Source organism: Labilibaculum euxinicum, from assembly GCF_009795715.1.
In the GTDB taxonomy this organism is placed as follows: domain Bacteria; phylum Bacteroidota; class Bacteroidia; order Bacteroidales; family Marinifilaceae; genus Labilibaculum; species Labilibaculum euxinus.
The window spans coordinates 34,116-54,676 of sequence record NZ_WTCR01000012.1 but is presented as its reverse complement, the minus strand read 5'-3'; the positions used below and the strand labels follow the sequence as shown (position 1 = coordinate 54,676).

The window sequence follows — 20,561 nt, the reverse complement described above, 5'->3', positions numbered from 1 at the left end:
TACATTTGTTGTAAATTTTCTTTAATAAACTCTAAAATAGATACTGAAAGTTCTTTTTTTATTGGTTACGAGAATATTCTCACTACAAAATAATCGTTTCACATTACCGATTTATTTCCTTAATAAGGAATATTAAATTATAATGAATTTATATCCTTGGGCGAATTAACATTTGACAACATTTTTGAATTATAATATGGCAATTCTTCCGAAATTTGAAAAGTTCCGGTTTGCAGCAAATCCAATAATTTCATCATTTTAAAATTACCCTGAAATAACTCTTTCTCTATTATATTTTTACAAGAAGATCCATAAACGGCAATTAAAGGTTGTTTCCTATCATCTTTATCAATAGGAAAAATTGCATCAAAAGCAGCAATATTTTTTAATAAATCAGCAAATAGAAGAAAAGAAACATTTGGCACATCACAGGAAATAACAAGATAATAATCAGCCTTTACTGCCTTCATGCAGGAATAGATTCCTCCTATTGGTCCGCAGTCCTTAATCTCATCTTCAATAATTGGATATCCCAAGTAGTTATAGCATTCCATATTTGAACTAATCACCAGTTGGTCACATATTGGTTGTAAAGCTTCAATAGAATATTCAATTAAGCGCTTTCCCTTCCATTCAACCAAGCCTTTCTCACTTCCCATTCTGGAACTTTTCCCTCCTGATAATACTATTCCAACTATTTTTTTATTCTTAGCCATACTCAAATATAATCAAGAAAATGCACCAAACAATTTCAGATTTTAAGGTCTTTTAACTTTGAATTTAGCAATTCAAAAGCTATCTTTAGATTAATTATAAATAAACAAACACCGGAAGAAATGAAAAAGTTATTAGTAGTAGTAGTCTTTGTTCTACTTTCCGGAACTATTTTCGGAAAAAACGCAATGACAAAAGAAAAGAAAGATTTAGAATTAGCAACATTTGGAGCAGGATGTTTTTGGTGTGTTGAAGCAATCTTCCAAGAGTTAAAAGGAGTTGATAAAGTTGTATCGGGCTACATGGGAGGGAAGGAAAAATCAACCTATAAACAAGTTTGCTCGGGAGAAACCCGGCACGCAGAAGTTTGTCAGATTTCATATGATCCAACAATAATTAGTTTTAAAGAATTGCTTGAAGTCTTTTGGCAAGTTCATGATCCAACCACATTGAACCGACAAGGTGCTGATGTGGGCACACAATACCGCTCAGTTATATTTTACAATAATAATGAGCAAAAAGAACTGGCAGAAACACTAAAAAAGAAATTAAATGAATCCGGCGCTTGGGACAATCCAATAATTACAGAGATATCAGCGGCTAAAACTTTTTATCCTGCAGAAAGTTATCATCAGGATTATTTTAATAATAACTCACAGCAGCCCTACTGTACTTTCGTAATAAAACCAAAACAAGAAAAGTTTAAAAAAGCTTTTAAAGATAAATTGAAACAAAAATAATTAGAATGCCACTTTAGAGTGGCATTTTTTTTGTTTACCAAATAAATCCCCATCTTCCCTTAGAGTTTAGCATTTTTCACATGGTACAAACCAGAACTTAATCAAATCCTGTTTTCAACTCAACAATAAATCAACTACTTATCATTTTTTATTGTATTTTTACATTGACTGTTTCAACCAAAAATTTAAAAATGATTAAACTTCTACTTTCTCCACTCCTAATTTACTTTATAACAATTCCAGCATTCTCACAAGAAAGCTCAGTTTGGAAAGATTATCCAAATCTGGGAATTATGCATTACAAAGTTATTTTAGATGATGTTCCTGAAGAACAAAACAACTACCAAAATCCTCAATTCGAACTATCTAAACTTACAACTACAGAAAACAAGGTTCTAAATTCTATCAAGATTCGTTACAATGTGAAAACTGATGTGATGGAATGTAGAATTGGTTCTCAACACAGTACTATTAAATCTCCTGAAAAATTAAAAGAAGTCAACATAAACGGAAAATGTTTTGAGTATAAAAAATATTTGGTAAAAAGAGATACCACGAGCGGATATCTTCAAAAGCTATACGGTTGTGGTCAAAAAATATATGCTAAATATTACATTCCATCAACCAAAAGTAAATTAGATTTAAAAAAAACAAAATCTTATTATCTTATTCAAAACAAAGGTGAATTACCCAAAAAATTAAATTCCCCAAGTGCTTTACTTTCTCGTCTTTATAAAAATTTTATAAAGCAAGCAAATGAATTTGAAAAGAATAATCAATTAAATTTAAAAAATCCAGCTGACTTTGAGAAACTACTTACTTATCTTAATCATTTAAGCAAGGACATTGTAGCTTCGCGTTGAAGCTTGCCATTTGGTGTTCGTTTGAATTCCTTACAGAAAATAATATCACGGGCTTGTTCATATTTACCGAGCAAGCCTTTTATTTTTATCAAAAAATTAGATACATATTCAGAAGATTGATTCTCCTTTTCAATAACCAACACCAGCTTTTGTCCGAGTACCCGATCCGCAACTCCGGCAATAAAAAATGGATCTGAAATGGCATCTTTTAACTTTTCTTCTATTTGCTCAGGAAACAATTTAACACCACCTGAATTGATAACATTATCGTATCGCCCAAGCCAAATAAAATGTTTCCCGTCTATCAGGTTTACAACATCATTTGTGCAGATTGACCCGGCAAGAACTTCCGAAGCTTCAATTTGCAAGCAAGATCTTTCATCCAAAGAAAAAGTTACATTACCCAATCCTTGGTAAAAATTCGATTTTTGATCTCCGTTAAGAGGCTTGATAGCCACGTGAGAAACTGTTTCTGTCATGCCATAACTTGAAAAACAATTGGTTGGCAGTTCCTGTAACTGTTCTTCTAAATAAGCATCTACAGCCCCACCTCCAATTAATAAATTAGAAACCAAAGCAAAATTAATCCCCTCTTTTATACAATTAATTACCTGAAGAGGCACCATAGCCGCAAAGTCAATTTTCAATTGCAAATTTCCGAGCGGATGTCCATTTGGATTTACTAAAATCAAGTTCAACTGCCATAAAAAGGCACGTACAACCATCATTTTCCCTGCAATGAAATTAGTCGATAAACAAAGTAAGACAGTTTGTCCTTTTTCAAATTTAAAATACTCTCCGGTAAGTTGGGCCGAATTCAGCATCCTTTCCTTCGATAACTCCATTGCTTTGGGTTTACCTGTTGAACCGGAAGTTTTCGCTGAAATGCTTTCTTTTGCATCCAACCATTCCAAAATAAAGGAATAAACATCCCGCTCCCACTGAAAATCACTGATCAATAATTGACTATTACAATGTTTGACCAATTCTTCTTCGGAATACAGAATACCATTTATCGTTAGTTCACGCATGCTTAAATTCTCACTTTTAAATTTCCCACTTTCCACAAATATCGTAAGCCAAAAAGCCTTTGTGCATAAAAAGAGGTGACACTATATTATTGCTGTAAATTTGCCCGGTTCCTAATCCTTGCGGCATTGAATTATTAAGCGTATAAGTCCATTGAGCAATGGCATTTAATCCAATATTAGATTCCAATGCTGAAGTTACCCACCAAGGGATATTTCTTTCCTCAGCTAAATCAATCCATTCCTGACTTCCTTTTATACCGCCGAGAAGACTTGGCTTCAGAATAATGTATTGAGGCTTAATTGCATCTAAAAGTTCCTTCTTCAAACTCTGAGCATGCACGCCAATCAATTCCTCATCCAAAGCAATTGGCAGAGGACTGGCCAAGCACAAATCCGCCATCTCCTTCCATTGTCCGGCTTTTATTGGCTGTTCGATAGAATGAATCTGAAATTCGGATAAGACCTTCAGTTTATTCAACGCATCAACAGGTGAAAATGCACCATTGGCATCAACCCGTAACTCAATTTTATCTGATCCAAAATCTTTACGGATAGACTGTAAAAGATTAATTTCTTCCTTAAAGTCAATGGCTCCTATTTTTAGCTTTAAACAATCAAAACCATCTTCCAGCTTTTGTTGAATTTGTTCTTTCATATAGCCGGAATCACCCATCCAAACCAATCCGTTAATAGGAATTTGGGCTTTCCCATTTGTAAAATCAGAAGGAAAAAGGACTTTACTCCCTTTGGCCTGGAAATCCAGAAAGGCAGTCTCCAATCCAAAATAAATCGAAGGCCATTCTGTTAATCCATCCTCCAGATAATACCAATAATCATCTATGCTCTCACAAATTTCTTTGATTTTATTTTCATAGCCAGGTTTATCATCGCTGCTTAATCCTGGAATAATGGAGCATTCGCCAATACCCTTCACATCAGGATTTTTATCATCCCAAATACGAATGAACCAGGAATCTTTTTGTGTTAAAACACCTCGCGAAGTTCCGCTGGCCCGTTTAAATTTAAGAGGGTAATATTGATAATCTGCTTTAAGCATATTTATTAGATATGAGATGTGAGATAAAAGATGTGAGATAAAAGATGTGAGATTTGTCAAAAAAATCTCATTTCACCTTATCAAATCGATAATTAAAGTACCAATCCGAAACCAAAACTAAGACTGAATAGTAAGGTGGATATTGCAAGTCGTTTTAATTCCGGATCCAAATCGCGGGCATTTTCATTTTTAAATACGTGCCAAACATTTCGCACAATAAACGGAAAACTCAACAAGAATAAAAACTGAAAAGCTGACTGCCAGTTAAAAATAGTATACAGGCAAGGTAAAATCATGGCAGTGGAAAGAAGTGTAAAATGATACCTCTTCGCATTAGCAGTCCCCATCTTCACAACAAGAGTCATTTTCCCGGTTCTTGCATCATTATCTATATCGCGCATGTTGTTTAAATTCAAAACTCCTACACTAAGTAATCCTACCGAAACTGCCGGCAAAAACAGCCCCCAGGATATATTTCCGGTGTGAAGAAAGTAAGTGCCCAAAACACCAACCAAACCAAAAAACAGAAAGACAAATAAATCTCCAAAACCACTGTAGCCGTAAGGATTTTTTCCTACTGTGTAATTTATTGCTGCACCTATTGCCAAAAGACCAATCACCAGCATTATGACTCCTTGTTTCAGATTGATCAACTGCATTCCTTCATACAAAAGCCACAATCCGGAACATAGCGAAAGTAAAACAAAAACGATAAGCATGCCTTTCATTTCTTTATGACTGATAACGCCACTCTGCACAGCTCTTTCCGGCCCAACCCGTTCATTATTATCCGCTCCTGAAATAGAATCACCCAAATCATTCGCCAAATTTGATAATATCTGAAGAAACAAAGTTGTAAGAGTTGCTAAAATAAATATTTTAAGACTAAACGAATGATGCGCTGCAGCTAAAAAGCTTCCCAAAAAAATACTTGAGAGTGCCAAAGGCAATGTACGTAACCGGAATGCATGAATCCATGCTTTTGTTTTATTCATAACAATGATCAAATTTGAAACCCAAAGTTAGCAAAATTAGGAGCAGATTGTTTGAAATTTTTATGATTTTGGGGAATAGAAATTCCATTCCCAACATTTCGATGCTCTTATATTGTTCCTATCTTTTTGGCACATAATGATCAGCAGAAATGAATTTCTGGTGGCTGAACTTAGTAAGCAGACTCCATAAAAAAAGAGCGATGCCAAACATCACTCTTACTTAATTCTGATAAAATAATTGATATAAAAGACTGTATTTAAGCCTCCAGTTCAGGAGTTATAGATTCTGCAAATTTCTTTGAAAGTGAAATGTATTTGTTCTTAAAATCATCATGTTGCAAATATTCTTTAATCTGCTCCTGCCAGCCACTGGCTTGATCTGATAATTCCATAATTCGGTGCTTATTGGAAATGTCTGATTTTGACAACTTCTCTTTTTCAACCACTTCAATATAATCGTTTACCCAGGTCTCATAAGTCAATAAAAAACTGTTCCGATCCTCTTCCGATGAAAAACGGTTTAAGTTGATATCTGCCAAAGCTTCCGTTTCAATTAATGCTGCAGCCCCCACTGTCAGCCCCAGTTTCTGAAAAAATCCTCTTCTTGTGCTGTTTTGATTACTCATGTTATCCTAATTAAGACTTTAAGGTCTTAAATCTACTATTTATATTTAGTTTTAAAAAGAATAGTACAGAAAATTTAAATACAGATATATTCGATATGTTTATATCTTGTTTTTTGAAGGCGAACAATTGCCAACTGACTATTTTTAACTAATTTGAGTTCAGAAATTTATAACTCATATCATATGTCGCATATCCCAACTCGTGAGGAAGCTTTCGAACTTCTTAAAAAACACACAAAATCTGAAAGCCTTATCAGGCATGGATTAGCTGTAGAGGCAGTAATGAGGTTTTACGCTAAAAAAAATAATGAAGACACAGAAAAATGGGGCATTATAGGATTAGTGCACGATTTAGATTGGGATCAATATCCTGAAGAACACTGCAAAAAAACCAGAAAAATATTAGAATCTGAGAATTGGCCCGAAGAATACATAAGAGCGGTTGAGAGTCATGCATGGTTAACCTGCACAGAGGTTGAACCTCAAACAATACTTGAAAAAACACTTTATGCTGTTGATGAATTAACCGGTTTGGTAACCACTACCGCCTTAATCCGTCCTTCCAAATCGGTATTGGATGTAAAAGTAAAATCAGTACAAAAAAATTGGAAGAACAAACGATTTGCTGCTGGTGTAGACAGAACTGTTATAGCACGGGGAGCTGAAATGCTCAACATAGAAATTCCTGACTTGATTCTGGGATGTATCGAAGGCATGCAAAAAATTGCTGATGATTTGGGTTTAAAAGGAAATATCAGCTAACAGATCTATCCTTATCCATCTCAAATTAAAAAACCAGCCAACAAAAGAAGGATTAAATCGTAAAGACATTAAATGGTAGTATTAATTTAATACATGAAAATATGCGAAGTTTATTATTTTTCAGTATTGTCTCTTTTTTTCTTACCATTTCATCTATTGGAAGCTCACCAATATTTGCACAAAACTCATCTAAAAATGAAACAAATGTTTTGGTTCTTCACAGCTACCATCAAGGATTAGCATGGACGGATAGTATAACACGCGGCATACGCAGCGTTTTTAAAGACAGACCGGATATCAATCTGATTTTTGAATATTTAGACACAAAGCGTAACTATAATGAAGAATACCTTAACGCTTTGCAAAACATTTATAGAGTCAAAGCAAAACATATTCCATTTAAAGCAATAATTACAAGTGACAATGCCGCTTTTGATTTTGTTAGAAAAAATGGCAGCGAATTTTATCCAAATGTTCCTATTATATATTGTGGCGTAAATGATCTGGATACAAGTATACTAAAGGATTATCCTAATTTTTTTGGATATGGCGAGAAGGCTGATCATTACGGAACCATCTCAGCAATAAAGCGCATATTTCCAGAACGAAAAAACATTTTCATTATTAATGACAATACTGAAACCGGACAAGCTATTCAAAAAGAATTAAAAGGAATTACCGATCAATTTAAAGACCTTAATTTTGAGTCGGTTTCTGAATTTACAATGGAGAGTTTACAACAAACAATCAGGAATTTAGATGACACCTACGTAATTTACTTACTTGTACTTAACCGGGATAAGAACGGGAAATTTATATCCTACCAAAAAGGCATCACACAAATTAAAGAAGTTGCACATGTTCCCATATTTGGATCGTGGGATTTTTATCTCGACAAAGGCTTATTTGGCGGAAAAATTACAAGAGGGTATGAACAAGGTGAAAGAGCAGCAATGCTGGCCTTAAAATTAATACAGGAACCTTGTGCTAATGATATCCCGCAATTCAACTATCTGCCAAGCTCATATGTTTTCGATTGTAATGAACTGCGCACATTTAATATTTCCAAAAATCAATTACCAAAAAATAGTATCCTGCTAAATGAACCAAAAGATTTTGGTTTAATTCTTAAGATTAGCATAATCAGTGTTATCGTATTAGTATTAATTGTTTTAGGACTAACCATATGGCTAAAAGCCAAGCAAAACAGAGCCAAAGTTCTTCAATATCTAGTTCATGAGAAAACATCAAAACTAAACGAAATAAATGAAGAACTCCAACAGGTAATTCAGAATAAAAATAAATTTTTTTCCATTCTGGCTCACGATTTACGTGGCTCCATCGGAGTAATTTTAAACTTATCTACATTTATAAATAAGCCTGAATTTGCAATTAGTGAAGAAGAAAAAAACGAATTCAATAAGGATATATTTCACGTTGTAACCCGAACCAATGGATTACTTGAAGATTTATTTTATTGGGGAACAATTCAAGCTGAAGAAGGACCAAAATTAACCTTCACAGAATTTGACATTAATGAAGTTTTAACTGAAATGACCGAAATTTTTCAGGTAAATCTTAGCGAGGTTAGTTTTAACAAAAATTTTAACGGAGAATTAACAATAACCAGTGATCTGAATATCTGCAAGTTTTTATTCCGAAACGTTATTCAAAATGCAATTAAGTACAGTTACAAAAAAGGAAAAGTTGAAATTCGATCTTACACTGAAAACGACCTGTTTTATATTGAGGTTAAAGATTATGGTTTGGGAATGTCGAAGGAAGTTATTGAAAGTATCTATCAAAAAAATCCTATTCGGGTGGAAGGCTTATCAGGACAAAAAACAACAGGAATGGGTTTGCCCACTGTTCTTGATTATTTAGATATTTTGAAAGGACAGCTTTTAATAGAAAGTGAAACAGGCAAAGGTTCAAGCTTTACCATTGTTTTGAGAAGTCATGAAGAAGCAGAACAAGCTTAAAAATATTCAGACTTTTCTTCCGTAATACAAGTGATCACAAATTTCACCATCAATATCAGCGACATGAGGCATAAGACCCCAACGTTCGAAACCAAATTTCTCAAGCAATTTAAGGCTCGCCAGATTTTCTGCTAATAAAATAGCAAAAAGGCTTTTAAATTGATATTTGGGAGCTTTATCAATAACAAACTGCATTAACTGGGTGCCAATTCCTTTCTGCAGATGCTCCTCGTGTATGTAGTAACTCACCTCTGCCGCTGATTGCAAAGCTCTGCGCCCAGCCCTGTAGGCACTGTAACAAATCCATCCCACTACCCGATCATCTTCTACTGCTGCAAACACAGGATATTCTTCAGGTTGATGCCCTTCGAACCATTTGGTGCACTGTTTCAGAGAAATTTCATCTAAATCGGCCGTGCAATAACGCTTACGCACAGCTTGATTGTATATGTCGTTAATTGCAGCAAGATCTGATACTGTGGCCAGGCGGATTTTCATTGTGTTTCTTTTTGATTTTGAGTGTTCAAGATAATAAAAATATAGATTTATCAATCACTAAAACGACTCTTCTTCTTACCCCTATCCCGAAAGCTTTCAGGCCCCCTGAAGGGGACTTCAAAAAAAATGGCCATCGAATCAATCTAATGGCCATTTTAATATCTTCAATTTCTGAATTACCCTGGAAATTTAGGGAATTTCTGAAAGTCAGGATCCCGTTTTTCAAGGAATGCATTTTTTCCTTCTTGTGCTTCTTCCATCAGGTAGTACATCATGGTGGCATCACCTGCAAATTCCATCAGTCCGCGCTGTCCGTCGAGCTCAGCATTTAAACCGCGTTTGATCATGCGCAATGCCATCGGGCTGCGCATCAACATGGTTTTACACCAATCAACAGTCTCGTCTTCCAATTGCTCCAAAGGAACTACCTTGTTCACCATGCCCATTTCTTCGGCTTCTTTGGCAGTGTACTGCTTGCAAAGGAACCAAATTTCGCGGGCCTTTTTCTGACCAACGTGTCGTGCCAAATAAGAAGAACCAAAACCGGCATCGAAACTACCTACTTTGGGGCCGGTTTGTCCGAACTTAGCATTTTCCGAAGCAATAGTTAAATCGCAAACAATGTGTAATACATGTCCGCCGCCAATTGCATACCCATTTACCATAGCAATAACAGGCTTGGGCATCGAACGAATTGCTTTGTGCAAATCCAGTACATTTAAACGAGGTACACCATGATCATCAATATAGCCACCTACCCCTTTTACATTTTGGTCGCCGCCAGAACAAAACGCTTTGTCGCCGGTTCCGGTAAACACAATTACACCAATATCGCTGCGCTCGCGACATATATCCATCGCATCCAACATATCAAAATTGGTTTGCGGACGAAATGCATTATAGACCTCTGGTCGGTTGATTGTAATCTTTGCAATCCCTTCGAAAAAATCGAATTTAATGTCTTCGTATTCTTTAATGGTAGTCCAGGCTCTGGTTGTCATACCTTTGATTTTATAGTTTTAAAATAATTTATTAATACTTGATCATTCACCGTTCTGGGTGTTTTTATTTCCAGTATTGCAGCACGATTACTGACAGCATAGAAATTAGGAAGTATTCTATTCACTTCCTCTTGATTTTCGGCATAAAAATAATCCAAACCGAATGTTTCAGCTAATTTACCGGCTTTATAATCTTGTACCGTCTCAAAATATTCTTCCAACTCATCCACTCCCGAAGGACCCGAAATAAAGCGGAAAATTCCTCCGCCTCCGTTGTTAATCAGAATAATTTTAAAATTCGGCTGCAAATATTTATTCCACAATGCATTTGAGTCATAAAAGAAACTAATGTCACCCGTAATCAATGTTGTTGTTTTCCCATTCACCAGCGCGGCACCTGCTGCGGTTGATGTACATCCATCAATCCCGCTGGTTCCGCGATTCGAATTGTAAGTAAGTGCTACCGATGTTTTAAATAATTGAGCATAGCGCACCACTGAACTATTCGCCAGCTGCAGATTTCCACCTTCGGGAATTGCATGTAACATCTGTTCGAAAACCTTTAAGTCGCTCCATTCGATATTCTTCAGATAGTCCGAATGAATTTCCGAAACCTCGGCATCCCTGCATTTCCAACAGTCTGAAAAGGAACTGTCGGATGGTTTTATCAATGGCAGTAATTGCTTAAAAAATGCCAATGGCGATACATCGATATGAGAAGTCAAATTTTTAAATGTATCAATAAAATGATCTTCTTTCCCAACAAACCAATGTTCTTTAGGCTTGTTATTTCTTAAAAAGGATTTTATCATTTTAGAAACCAAAGGCCCGCCAAAATTAATCAGCAGATCTGGCTTGAAATGATCTAATTCCTCATCCTTAATCGAGCAAATCACCCGATCGATACAAGGCAAAAACTCCTTATTGTGAAGATTCGATACCGATTCTGTAAGAATCACTACATTCTTATTTTGAGCCAATTCGGCAAGCAACTCATTTAATTCGGCCTGAGGATGAAGCAATCCAGCCAGAATTACAATTTTCTGATTGGAATTCACAATAGCCGCAATAGAAGAAATTGTATCAGCACTTAACTCATCAACGGAATTGATTTTTCCAATCACCCGTTCGATCGAATTCGGATATGGTTTCACCCCATACAGTGGTTCCCGCAAAGGAAAATTGATGTGAACAGGTCCTAATCTTCCACTTTGAGCTTTGGATAAAGCCTCGTTCACCATTCGGTTTAAATACCAGCAATCATCCGGATTATTTGCATCCAAAGGCAGTTGATAGCTTGCTTTCACAAATTGTCCGAAAACATTTACTTGCGGCAAAGCCTGAGAATCATCTTGTCCGATCCATTCAACAGGCCGGTCTGCCGAAATAACCACCAAAGGCAGTCTCTGATAAAAAGCTTCGGCAACAGCAGGTCCATAGTTCAGTAAGGCTGTACCCGATGTACAAACCAAGCCAACCGGTTTTCTTGTTTGCTGGGCAATACCCAATGCAAAATATCCTGCGCTTCTTTCATCAACAATCACCAAACTTTTAATTCGGTCATCCTTAGCAAAGGAAATACTTAATGGTGCGTTACGGGAACCAGGTGAAACAATCACGTATTCCATTCCTTTCGCCCAGCAGATATCAATCAATTCTTTAACCCCTTTAATATCCGAGTAATTGCGCTCCATATCTTCTATTTTTCTTGTTCTATACGAGAATACACAAAAGCAAAAATTGCATTTTAAATGTATGTTTGGTCAAATTTAAAATAATTTATTGGGCTTCCCTTACGAACGAATCACATTCAGCAAGGTTTGAGCTTTTAAACAGGTTTCCTCCCATTCTTTTTCAGGAATTGAATCAGCAGTAATTCCACCGCCAACAAAAAGAGCCATTTGATTTTCAAGCACTTTCATGCTTCGCAGATTTACAAAAAGTGAAATCGATCCGTTCGATTCTATTGGCCCTAAATATCCGGCATAATACTCTCTGTCATGTTCCTCAATTTCTCGAATTAACTCCAAAGCCTTATTTTTTGGCAAGCCGCAAACGGCAGGAGTTGGATGAAGATCCTGAACTAAGTTCGACAATTGACTAAAGCCCATGCCATTGGAAAGTAAATAAGTTGTTTTTAGATGAACAACATTTCCTGCCTGAGATGTTACCGGACCTGTTCGTTTATATTTGGTTAGATTGTGATTCCTAAAAACATTTTCAATATACGAACTTACCAAAGCCTGTTCATACACCTCTTTTTGCTCCCATTTAATCTGATCGGTAATTCTACCTGCAAGCTTTTGAGTTCCTGCCAAAGCAACAGTTTCAACAGCATTATTTTTTGAAGACAATAAGGTTTCAGGACTTGCACCTATCCACGTTCCCACTTTGGGTATCGACACCAAAAATACAAATGCAGAATCGTAAGATTCTGACAATTTTAAAAAGGATTCAACGGCACAATCCATTCCCATTCCCTCTAAAATTTGAATTCGGGATAAAATGACCTTCTCCAGCTTGAATTGTTTCAAGTCGTTAATCATTTTCGAAATCTGGTTAAAATACAAAGCATGTGAACTTTCCAAACTCACATCAGCCGGCAATTTTTCGTCCTTTTCGGGATAATACGATTCCAATAATTGAATAGAATCTGAATCAATTTCGGAAGCCTGCAAATTGATATCCCTTCGTACGAACCATGATTTATGCTTGCTTTCTGCATCGAATGGAGAAAATACAAAACCATTTTCCCCTTCCAAATCCGATAGAAGTTGATAATCTTTCAAATCCTGATCGGTTTGAACTCCTATTTGAATCATCCCGGATTTGGGCAGCTGGTAAGCGAAAAAGGGGAAGTTATTCTGCAAACAGCAGCTTAAGAAAGAAGACAGCTCATTTCTATTTTCCACCATTCTGTTTTTTTAAAATAATATTGGTTATCCGGCACACAGAAATCAACTTTTCCTGTTCATTTATAATATTCACTTCAACTATGTGAGTCATACTTCCTTTATGTATAAAATGTGCTTTTGCGGTAACTGTTCCTGTTCTAATACTTCGAATGTGATTCGCATTAATCTCCATCCCTTTCACTTCATATCTTTCCATATCAGTTTTTATTACTGATAAGGCACTCCCAACCGACTCGGCCAAAGCAAGTGTTGCTCCGCCATGAAGAATTTTCATAGGCTGCCAATGATTTGATGTTACCGGCATTTCTGCAACCAAATAGTTTTCTCCTACTTTGGTGTAAGTAATACCCAAGTGCTCCATCAAAGTATCTGAGCACATCTTATTCAATACGTCAAGTGTATCTATTTCGTTGATCATTTTACAAAAATAATATAATCTGCTATTCAAAAAAAACAAAGAAAATCTTTCCTTGATTAATATTCCTAATTAACTAAATCAAGAAGAAAATAGTGTACAAAAAAAGCTCAACATTACATTGAGCTTTAACTAAGGAAAAATATTTTATTCTGATTTAGTCAATTTTTACATTAACCGCATTCATCCCTTTTTTTCCCTCTACAACGTCAAAAGTCACTTTATCATCCTGATCAATTTTGTCAATTAATCCTGTTACATGAACAAAGATGTCTTCTCCTGTTTCGCTGTTTTTAATGAATCCAAATCCCTTGGATTCGTTAAAAAATTTTACTGTACCTGTAGGCATTACTTAAAAAATTTTAGATTATTATAAAGTAAATGTACGTAATTTGAATTAATCTCAAAATTATTTTTTTTAAAATTTCAAAATAAATGTACATTAATATATGCAACTACATAACAAGACATAACCTACGCTAATCAAACAAAACCTATTTCTTTAAAAACAACAGTCATTTTTTGTTCCTTTAAAAAAAACACCTATTTTAGCCATTCCAAATAACAAAAAAATGAACCAAAAATTTAATATCAATAATCTTTTCAATAATTCAATGAATAATCATTCATTGAAACCGGGAAGCTTATAGAATTAATCAAAATATTCAATTTACAAGCCTTCCCTAATCGGGAAGGCTTTTTTTATAAAAAAATGGATAAACAATTTAAAAATAATAACAACAATAATAATTCTCGTCCAGGGTGAGAAAGGATATTGTTATGCATATTTCAGCCTTTCTCATCAACGAGAAAGGCTTTTTTTTTGAATCAAATTAACCAGAGGAAAATCCTCACTATCAAAATTTTTAACAAATGGAAAACTTATTTATCCCAAAAGATTACCACAGTACATTGGATCTTGAAACAACCGAAAAAGCAATTAAATTTATTAAAGATCAATTTCAATTGCACTTGGCAGCCGAATTAAAGCTGCGCAGAGTAACTGCTCCAATGATTGTTATGAAAGGAACAGGACTTAATGATGATTTAAATGGTATTGAACGCCCTGTTGCATTTCCAATTAAAGGACTGGATGATCAAACTGCAGAAGTTGTTCATTCTCTTGCAAAATGGAAACGCTTTATGCTGGGAAAACTTGATATTCCTGTAGGTAAAGGCATCTACACGGATATGAATGCTCTTCGCCCCGATGAAGTTTTTACCAACATTCACTCTATTTATGTGGATCAATGGGATTGGGAAAAATCAATAGCAAAAGCCGAACGCAATCTGACTTTCTTAAAGAAAACCGTAAAGCAAATTTATGCTTCGCTTAAAAGAACTGAATACATTCTAAGCGAATACTATTCACCTCTTAAGCCCTTTTTACCAGAAGAAATAACATTTATTCATTCTGAAGATTTATTAAAGAAATACCCAAATCTTAGTCCAAAAGAAAGAGAAGGAAAAGTTACCAAAGAATTTGGTGCAGTATTTATTATTGGCATTGGAGGTGAGCTTGCAAACGGAGAACCGCATGATGGAAGAGCTCCTGATTACGATGATTGGACAACACCAAGCACAAGCGGATATCATGGTTTAAATGGTGACATTTTGCTTTGGAATCCTGTACTTGAACAATCGTTCGAGATTTCTTCAATGGGAATACGAGTTGATGAAGAAGCTTTAAAGCTGCAATTAAAAATTAGTGGTGAAGAAAAAAGAAAAGATCTCATGTTTCACAAAAAACTACTGGCAGGAAAACTTCCATATTCAATTGGAGGGGGAATCGGACAATCACGCTTGTGCATGTTTCTGTTAAGAAAAGCTCATATCGGAGAAGTACAATCAAGTATCTGGCCTGATGAATTAAGGGATGCCAGTAAAAAAGCAGGCATTATATTCCTATAAATCAACATTATAATCAACAAGAGAGTCCTTTTTTTGGGGCTCTTTTTTTTATCTCTCCCAATGAAAATTTCTTATCTTTAGTAAATCTATTACCACATAAAATAAATAATTGCTAACTAAATATTTACATTATGAAAATCTTGCTTTACATTCTCCTTGGAATTGGGCTTCTTGTAGCTATCCTTCATTTTATGGCTCCTAAAACCTATCAAGTTGAACGAAAAATTGTTGTTTCGACCAATATCGACACGGTTTTTAAAAGTCTTTGCTCTCTTAAAGACCAACAAGTATGGTCACCATGGGGTTCTAAAGACCCTGAAATGATAATTGAATACAATGGAACTGACGGAGAAGTTGGCTCATCGACTCATTGGATAGGAAATAAAGAAGTTGGAGAAGGCGAACAGGAAATTACAAAAATAGAACCTAACTCTTATATTGAAACTGAACTTCGCTTTCTGAAACCATTTGAATCAACCAGTACCGGCTTTTTTACTATCAGGCAAGTAGATGAAGGAACTGAAGTTACCTGGGGATTTAAAGGCAATAATACATTTCCAACTACCTTGATGATGGTATTTATGGATATTGATAAAGCGATTGGTCCTGATTTCGAAAAAGGCATGGCAGATTTTAAATCATTCATCGAAAAATAAATTTATGAAACGTCCATGACAGACAATTTTGACACACAAGAGCATGATTATTAAGTCATGGTAAGTTCCATATGGCACACACACAATTACAATCATATGAAAACGCTTAAAAAGTCGGGTATTTTACTCCTCATTATATTCCTTGCCTTTGTTGCTCTTGGTCTTTTTCTAAACAAACAAGAGTACCAACTTGAAACCGAAATTAACCGTCCGGTAGAAGAGGTTTTTCAATTATTCAATGATCACAACCGACTTTCGGAGTGGTTGACTGAAGTGAAAAGTTTTGAATCAATTACAGAAACTGAAGATAAAGTTGGCAGTAAATACAAGTTGATGATTGATAATGATGGCAAAATTGTAGAATTAATAGAAACCCTAACCGGCTACAAAGAAAACGAAATGCTTAAAATGGATTTTACAGCAGGATGGATGCACAAATACAATCATTTTACGTTCGAAAAATCGGATAACGGCACCAAAATAATTGCTAAGTATTCTATTGAAGGAACCAATCCATTTGCCAGATCGCTGTTCTTATTTTTCACCAAAACTTTTCAGGAAATTGATTCAACCAATTTGTCACGGTTTAAAACTTTTGCTGAGAAACAACCTATACTTATTGCACCAACAACCGAAATTGAAATTGTTAACTAAAAAATCAAATATCATGAAAAAAAATATGGGGAAAACAGATCGGATACTAAGAGTCATTATTGCACTTATTTTAGCGACTCTATATTTTACAGATATGATTACCGGAACAATAGGAATAGTTGTATTGGTATTTGCAGGAATAATGTTTCTGACCAGTCTTATTGGCAGTTGCCCCCCTTACGGACTTTTCGGCATTAACACCTGCAAAATTGAAGAGCAAAAAAAATAAAATCACCTACAAAAAAGAGACATCCCCGAAGAATTTTCTTCGGGGATTTTTAATGTTTTTTTATCAACTTAAATGCTGTCATAAAAAAGAGAACCCAAATATTATTTTCTCAGTAAAACAAGAAAAAATCATCACCTAATTTATAACCAATAAGCTCAAAAACATCTTGAAAAACACCTGTATTTTGCTTATATTTAAAGATATAATTCTGTAATTAAAGAATTGAAATTAAATTACAATAGGAATAAATAATCCAGTATTAAGATGAGAAGAATTCAGGAGAAAGAAAGAATATCTTACTGTGGAATCAACTGTTCAACCTGTCCTGCTTACGTCGCTACGCAGAAAGGGCAAGAAAATGTTCGAATTAAGATTGCAGAGCTTTGGTCAGATAAAGAAAACCAATACGATGCTTGTGAAATAACATGTAAAGGATGTCTGGAACCTTGGGGAAAGAAATTTCGACATTGTGCAGAATGTCAGGTTCGAGCCTGTGCCCGGGAGAAATTATACGACACATGTGCGGAATGTTCCGAGTATCCTTGCAGCAAGTTAAATGAGCTGCTTCAAACACTGGACGAAAAAATATCCAGAATAGACCTTGATGAATTGAGACGTAATAATATAGCGGGTTAATTCCCGCTTTTTTTCTTCAATAAAATCTCAGATTTCTTAAATCAATCCACTTAAAACATTCACATAACTACTTAAAACTGAAGAGAAAACTCGGTTAACCGATCTGGTTTCGAACGAGCTGATATTGTTCCCCCGTGCAACCTCATAATTTGTCTGGAAAGATTTAGACCTATCCCCGATCCTTTCTCCTTCGTGGTAAAAAAAGGAGTGAAAATAGTATCAATCACATCATCGGGGATTCCCATGCCGTTATCCCTTACAATAATGAAATTAACCGGATTTCCCTGGCCTGTTGAAATAGAAATTGACTTGGATTCGGTGCTCTTGAGCGCTTCAATCGAATTGCGAATCAAATTAATCAGGACTTGAGAAATTAGCTTTTCATCGGCGATTAATTCTTGCTCCGAATCATGCAAATGGTACATAAACTCAATATTTTCCGATTTAAACTCTTCCTTAAATAAAGCATCGATATGTGAAAATAATTTTTCAACGGAAAGCAATTCAAAATGCGGTTTCGGAAGCTGTGTTAAATTCTTGTATTCATCAACAAAAGCAATTAAACCTTTGCTCCTTTTGCGAATGGTTTTTAATCCCATTAATGTATTGGAAATTGCTCCTTCGCTCAATAACTCCTTACAAGTTTGATCTCCATTCTTCTCATACAAATCTATTAAGCTCCCCGACAACATCGAAATAGGACTCACCGAATTCATAATTTCATGTGTAAAAACACGAATCAATTTATGCATTGCATCTATTTCCCCCTGATCAATTGCATTTTTTATATCCTGAAAAGCAATCAATTTGATACAGTCATCTTCCAAACGAAAATCAACAGCCTTAACCGCCAATTTTAAAATTCGGTTTTTCACCAAATATTTCCTGAGCTTTTGAGTCCCCGTCTTCACCCGAAATAAAAAATCCGGAAACTCACCGTCAATACATTCCAATTCTGAAATATTCTGAAATTCTTCGACCAGAAAGAGTTCCTTAAATGCTTTGTTGCACAACCGTATATTCCCTTTGTGATCAAACGCCAACAATCCAACCCCCACTAATTCTACCGTATTTTGAAAGAAAACAAAATCTTTTTCCTTTTCAATTTTTACCTTCCCGAATGCATTAATAATACCATTAAAACTTTGATGCAGATTTTGAAAAGCTTTGTCGTTTTTATGTTGGTTAAATACCAATGTTGAATCCTGATATTGAAAAGCTGCAAAAAACCGGGACAAATCACGATTCGTTTTATTGATATACCAGATTAGATATACAATTTGTAAAATCCATAAAGCCAAAAGACTATAAGTAGTTACCACCAGATACTCTTTTGAGAATACATACCAAAATAAAACAGGCGTAAGCGATAACAAAATGATTTGAACAACTATCCAAACATAGAATCTTTTATAAATCATACTTTTTAATTTTATCGTATAATGTAGACCGGTTTATTCCCAACTCCTTTGCCGCAAGACTCATATTCCCACCCGTGTGCTTTATTGCTTTCTCAATTAAAAACTTCTCGTTATCAGACAAATTAAGGCTGTCTGATATTTTTTTCGGCAATTGCAATTCCTCTCCAAGTAACACATCAACAGCAGCTAATTTTTTTGTATCGGATAAGATAACTGATTTTTCGATAATGTGTTGAAATTCCCGAATATTTCCCGGCCATGAATGTTGTGAAAGTTTCTTTACTGCTGATTTTTCAAAAACACATTCTCCTTTCTGATACTGATCGGCATATTTATGCAGAAAAAATGCAGCCAATTCAGGAATATCCTCAATCCGTTCGCGTAAAGGCGGTAATTCTATTGCAATAGTATTCAAACGATACAACAAATCTTCCCTGAAAGTTCCATTAGACACCATCTCAAACAAATTACAATTGGTAGCAGCCAGTATACGAACATCCACATCAATTGGTGTATTTCCTCCTAATGGAACAATTTGTTTGTTTTGAATGGCTGTCAATAATTTTGTTTGCAGATGCAAGGGAACATTTCCGATTTCATCCAGAAAAAGTGTTCCACCCGATGCCAATTCAAATCGCCCCATACGATCCTCTTTTGCATCAGTAAATGCGCCTTTTTTAGAACCAAATAGTTCGCTTTCAAATAAGTTTTCGCTTAAAGAACCCAAATCAACACTTACAAATACCTGATCTTTTCGGTGCGATGACAAATGAAGCTCACGGGCAATTACCTCTTTCCCTGTGCCATTCTCTCCTACAATTAAAACATTCGCCTCTGTTCCCGCCACTTTCTCAACGGTTCGAAACACTTCAGTCATGGCTTGCGAAGTACCTCTTACAAATTGAGTGTTTCTATTGATCTGATGATTGATCTGCTTCTGCTTTTCCTTCAATCCTTTGATCTCAAGCTTTGAATTCCGCAATTTTAAAGCCGACAGCAAGGTTGAAAGAATCTTATTTTCGTCCCATGATTTCTGAATAAAATCAACTGCCCCCTCTTTCATTGCTTTCACCGCCAATTCCACATCACCGTAAGCTGTAATCAACACCACACAAGCATTTGCATCAAATTCCAATATTCGCTTTAACCAATACAAACCTTCATTTCCCGAATTGATTCCCGCTTTAAAATTCATATCCAACAAATAAACATCGTACTCGTCCACTTCAAGCTGTGATAGCAACTGATTGGGATTCTTAATGGTATCTATTTTCGCAAAATGAGAGTTGAGAAATAATTGCAGAGCAAACAATAGCTCCTCATTATCATCTATAATTAAAAGCTTTCCTTTTCCAGCCATTCTTTTATCCATTTAAATTCTTTGGTTAAAATAATCATATTGTTGTAAATATCGACATTGCATGTTGGATTTTCCGACACTATATTTCACATCAC

General features: G+C 35.3%; 22 protein-coding genes. 9 read left to right on the top strand and 13 right to left on the bottom strand.

What is annotated here, in order from left to right:
* Positions 1-137: 137 nt before the first annotated feature.
* On the bottom strand, positions 138-716 hold the full coding sequence (locus tag GQR60_RS15350; protein ID WP_124993785.1) for a molybdenum cofactor guanylyltransferase: 579 nt from the start codon (positions 714-716) through the stop codon (positions 138-140).
* Between the two features lie 120 nt (positions 717-836).
* Between GQR60_RS15350 and msrA the strand changes: the two genes are divergently transcribed.
* Positions 837-1,454, top strand: coding sequence for a peptide-methionine (S)-S-oxide reductase MsrA (msrA, locus tag GQR60_RS15345; protein WP_124993784.1), 618 nt, complete (start codon positions 837-839; stop codon positions 1,452-1,454).
* Positions 1,455-1,645: 191 nt separating this feature from the next.
* The gene (locus GQR60_RS15340) at positions 1,646-2,317 is read left to right on the top strand and encodes a hypothetical protein (protein ID WP_124993783.1); all 672 of its coding nucleotides are present in this window, start codon (positions 1,646-1,648) and stop codon (positions 2,315-2,317) included.
* On the opposite strand, the gene GQR60_RS15335 is transcribed toward GQR60_RS15340, so the two are convergent.
* The 4 genes from GQR60_RS15335 to GQR60_RS15320 form a co-directional block, all read right to left on the bottom strand.
* Positions 2,284-3,348 (bottom strand): AMP-binding protein, encoded by a 1,065-nt coding sequence (locus GQR60_RS15335; protein ID WP_124993782.1) that lies wholly within the window; start codon positions 3,346-3,348, stop codon positions 2,284-2,286. The two genes, GQR60_RS15340 and GQR60_RS15335, sit on opposite strands and share 34 nt — an antisense overlap.
* Before the next feature lie 16 nt (positions 3,349-3,364).
* Positions 3,365-4,405: an o-succinylbenzoate synthase gene (locus GQR60_RS15330; protein WP_124993781.1), complete on the bottom strand. Its 1,041-nt coding sequence runs from the start codon at positions 4,403-4,405 to the stop codon at positions 3,365-3,367.
* A gap of 92 nt (positions 4,406-4,497) precedes the next feature.
* Positions 4,498-5,400 carry a 1,4-dihydroxy-2-naphthoate polyprenyltransferase gene (locus GQR60_RS15325; protein ID WP_124993780.1) on the bottom strand — a complete coding sequence of 301 codons (903 nt, stop codon included), beginning with the start codon at positions 5,398-5,400 and terminating at the stop codon, positions 4,498-4,500.
* A gap of 257 nt (positions 5,401-5,657) precedes the next feature.
* Complete coding sequence (locus GQR60_RS15320; RefSeq protein WP_124993779.1) at positions 5,658-6,026, bottom strand: hypothetical protein; 369 nt, start codon at positions 6,024-6,026, stop codon at positions 5,658-5,660.
* Positions 6,027-6,209: 183 nt separating this feature from the next.
* Here GQR60_RS15320 and GQR60_RS15315 point away from each other — a divergent pair, with 183 nt between their 5' ends.
* Together GQR60_RS15315 and GQR60_RS15310 are read left to right on the top strand one after the other, a co-directional pair.
* The gene (locus GQR60_RS15315) at positions 6,210-6,788 is read left to right on the top strand and encodes an HD domain-containing protein (protein ID WP_124993778.1); all 579 of its coding nucleotides are present in this window, start codon (positions 6,210-6,212) and stop codon (positions 6,786-6,788) included.
* A 101-nt stretch (positions 6,789-6,889) separates the two neighbouring features.
* Complete coding sequence (locus GQR60_RS15310; RefSeq protein WP_124993777.1) at positions 6,890-8,770, top strand: sensor histidine kinase; 1,881 nt, start codon at positions 6,890-6,892, stop codon at positions 8,768-8,770.
* Between the two features lie 6 nt (positions 8,771-8,776).
* Here GQR60_RS15310 and GQR60_RS15305 read toward each other — a convergent pair whose 3' ends face one another.
* From GQR60_RS15305 to GQR60_RS15280, 6 genes are all read right to left on the bottom strand, one after another.
* A complete protein-coding gene (locus GQR60_RS15305; RefSeq protein ID WP_124993776.1) occupies positions 8,777-9,268 on the bottom strand; it encodes a GNAT family N-acetyltransferase in 492 nt (163 codons plus the stop codon).
* Positions 9,269-9,444: 176 nt separating this feature from the next.
* On the bottom strand, positions 9,445-10,269 hold the full coding sequence (menB, locus tag GQR60_RS15300; protein ID WP_124993775.1) for a 1,4-dihydroxy-2-naphthoyl-CoA synthase: 825 nt from the start codon (positions 10,267-10,269) through the stop codon (positions 9,445-9,447).
* Positions 10,266-11,963 carry a 2-succinyl-5-enolpyruvyl-6-hydroxy-3-cyclohexene-1-carboxylic-acid synthase gene (gene menD / locus GQR60_RS15295; RefSeq protein ID WP_124993774.1) on the bottom strand — a complete coding sequence of 566 codons (1,698 nt, stop codon included), beginning with the start codon at positions 11,961-11,963 and terminating at the stop codon, positions 10,266-10,268. Before menD ends, menB begins: the two co-directional genes overlap by 4 nt.
* A gap of 99 nt (positions 11,964-12,062) precedes the next feature.
* A complete protein-coding gene (locus GQR60_RS15290; protein WP_124993773.1) occupies positions 12,063-13,184 on the bottom strand; it encodes an isochorismate synthase in 1,122 nt (373 codons plus the stop codon).
* Positions 13,171-13,602, bottom strand: coding sequence for a PaaI family thioesterase (locus tag GQR60_RS15285; RefSeq protein WP_124993772.1), 432 nt, complete (start codon positions 13,600-13,602; stop codon positions 13,171-13,173). The genes GQR60_RS15290 and GQR60_RS15285 overlap by 14 nt, the downstream gene beginning before the upstream one ends.
* 154 nt (positions 13,603-13,756) lie before the next feature.
* Positions 13,757-13,948: a cold-shock protein gene (locus tag GQR60_RS15280; RefSeq protein ID WP_101310831.1), complete on the bottom strand. Its 192-nt coding sequence runs from the start codon at positions 13,946-13,948 to the stop codon at positions 13,757-13,759.
* A 524-nt stretch (positions 13,949-14,472) separates the two neighbouring features.
* On the opposite strand from GQR60_RS15280, the gene asnA reads away from it, so the two are divergent.
* The 5 genes from asnA to GQR60_RS15255 all read left to right on the top strand — a co-directional run bounded on the left by asnA (position 14,473) and on the right by GQR60_RS15255 (position 17,685).
* Complete coding sequence (asnA, locus tag GQR60_RS15275) at positions 14,473-15,510, top strand: aspartate--ammonia ligase (RefSeq protein WP_124993771.1); 1,038 nt, start codon at positions 14,473-14,475, stop codon at positions 15,508-15,510.
* A 131-nt stretch (positions 15,511-15,641) separates the two neighbouring features.
* Positions 15,642-16,166 carry an SRPBCC family protein gene (locus tag GQR60_RS15270; protein ID WP_124993770.1) on the top strand — a complete coding sequence of 175 codons (525 nt, stop codon included), beginning with the start codon at positions 15,642-15,644 and terminating at the stop codon, positions 16,164-16,166.
* A 96-nt stretch (positions 16,167-16,262) separates the two neighbouring features.
* Positions 16,263-16,820 carry an SRPBCC family protein gene (locus tag GQR60_RS15265; RefSeq protein WP_160463498.1) on the top strand — a complete coding sequence of 186 codons (558 nt, stop codon included), beginning with the start codon at positions 16,263-16,265 and terminating at the stop codon, positions 16,818-16,820.
* Positions 16,821-16,833: 13 nt separating this feature from the next.
* Complete coding sequence (locus GQR60_RS15260) at positions 16,834-17,049, top strand: YgaP family membrane protein (RefSeq protein ID WP_124993768.1); 216 nt, start codon at positions 16,834-16,836, stop codon at positions 17,047-17,049.
* A 264-nt stretch (positions 17,050-17,313) separates the two neighbouring features.
* Positions 17,314-17,685: a DUF3795 domain-containing protein gene (locus GQR60_RS15255; RefSeq protein ID WP_101311654.1), complete on the top strand. Its 372-nt coding sequence runs from the start codon at positions 17,314-17,316 to the stop codon at positions 17,683-17,685.
* Between the two features lie 71 nt (positions 17,686-17,756).
* Here GQR60_RS15255 and GQR60_RS15250 read toward each other — a convergent pair whose 3' ends face one another.
* Together GQR60_RS15250 and GQR60_RS15245 are read right to left on the bottom strand one after the other, a co-directional pair.
* The gene (locus tag GQR60_RS15250) at positions 17,757-19,106 is read right to left on the bottom strand and encodes a sensor histidine kinase (RefSeq protein WP_124993767.1); all 1,350 of its coding nucleotides are present in this window, start codon (positions 19,104-19,106) and stop codon (positions 17,757-17,759) included.
* Complete coding sequence (locus GQR60_RS15245) at positions 19,096-20,478, bottom strand: sigma-54-dependent transcriptional regulator (RefSeq protein ID WP_124993766.1); 1,383 nt, start codon at positions 20,476-20,478, stop codon at positions 19,096-19,098. Before GQR60_RS15245 ends, GQR60_RS15250 begins: the two co-directional genes overlap by 11 nt.
* Positions 20,479-20,561 lie beyond the last annotated feature (83 nt).

Excerpts from the sequence above, each read along its gene's own strand:
- GQR60_RS15350 (WP_124993785.1), bottom strand. The coding sequence starts at position 716 with ATGGCTAAGAATAAAAAAATAGTTGGAATAGTATTATCAGGAGGGAAA.
- msrA (WP_124993784.1), top strand. The coding sequence starts at position 837 with ATGAAAAAGTTATTAGTAGTAGTAGTCTTTGTTCTACTTTCCGGAACT.
- GQR60_RS15340 (WP_124993783.1), top strand. The coding sequence starts at position 1,646 with ATGATTAAACTTCTACTTTCTCCACTCCTAATTTACTTTATAACAATT.
- GQR60_RS15335 (WP_124993782.1), bottom strand. The coding sequence starts at position 3,348 with ATGCGTGAACTAACGATAAATGGTATTCTGTATTCCGAAGAAGAATTG.
- GQR60_RS15330 (WP_124993781.1), bottom strand. The coding sequence starts at position 4,405 with ATGCTTAAAGCAGATTATCAATATTACCCTCTTAAATTTAAACGGGCC.
- GQR60_RS15325 (WP_124993780.1), bottom strand. The coding sequence starts at position 5,400 with ATGAATAAAACAAAAGCATGGATTCATGCATTCCGGTTACGTACATTG.
- GQR60_RS15320 (WP_124993779.1), bottom strand. The coding sequence starts at position 6,026 with ATGAGTAATCAAAACAGCACAAGAAGAGGATTTTTTCAGAAACTGGGG.
- GQR60_RS15315 (WP_124993778.1), top strand. The coding sequence starts at position 6,210 with ATGTCGCATATCCCAACTCGTGAGGAAGCTTTCGAACTTCTTAAAAAA.
- GQR60_RS15310 (WP_124993777.1), top strand. The coding sequence starts at position 6,890 with ATGCGAAGTTTATTATTTTTCAGTATTGTCTCTTTTTTTCTTACCATT.
- GQR60_RS15305 (WP_124993776.1), bottom strand. The coding sequence starts at position 9,268 with ATGAAAATCCGCCTGGCCACAGTATCAGATCTTGCTGCAATTAACGAC.
- menB (WP_124993775.1), bottom strand. The coding sequence starts at position 10,269 with ATGACAACCAGAGCCTGGACTACCATTAAAGAATACGAAGACATTAAA.
- menD (WP_124993774.1), bottom strand. The coding sequence starts at position 11,963 with ATGGAGCGCAATTACTCGGATATTAAAGGGGTTAAAGAATTGATTGAT.
- GQR60_RS15290 (WP_124993773.1), bottom strand. The coding sequence starts at position 13,184 with ATGGTGGAAAATAGAAATGAGCTGTCTTCTTTCTTAAGCTGCTGTTTG.
- GQR60_RS15285 (WP_124993772.1), bottom strand. The coding sequence starts at position 13,602 with ATGATCAACGAAATAGATACACTTGACGTATTGAATAAGATGTGCTCA.
- GQR60_RS15280 (WP_101310831.1), bottom strand. The coding sequence starts at position 13,948 with ATGCCTACAGGTACAGTAAAATTTTTTAACGAATCCAAGGGATTTGGA.
- asnA (WP_124993771.1), top strand. The coding sequence starts at position 14,473 with ATGGAAAACTTATTTATCCCAAAAGATTACCACAGTACATTGGATCTT.
- GQR60_RS15270 (WP_124993770.1), top strand. The coding sequence starts at position 15,642 with ATGAAAATCTTGCTTTACATTCTCCTTGGAATTGGGCTTCTTGTAGCT.
- GQR60_RS15265 (WP_160463498.1), top strand. The coding sequence starts at position 16,263 with ATGAAAACGCTTAAAAAGTCGGGTATTTTACTCCTCATTATATTCCTT.
- GQR60_RS15260 (WP_124993768.1), top strand. The coding sequence starts at position 16,834 with ATGAAAAAAAATATGGGGAAAACAGATCGGATACTAAGAGTCATTATT.
- GQR60_RS15255 (WP_101311654.1), top strand. The coding sequence starts at position 17,314 with ATGAGAAGAATTCAGGAGAAAGAAAGAATATCTTACTGTGGAATCAAC.
- GQR60_RS15250 (WP_124993767.1), bottom strand. The coding sequence starts at position 19,106 with ATGATTTATAAAAGATTCTATGTTTGGATAGTTGTTCAAATCATTTTG.
- GQR60_RS15245 (WP_124993766.1), bottom strand. The coding sequence starts at position 20,478 with ATGGATAAAAGAATGGCTGGAAAAGGAAAGCTTTTAATTATAGATGAT.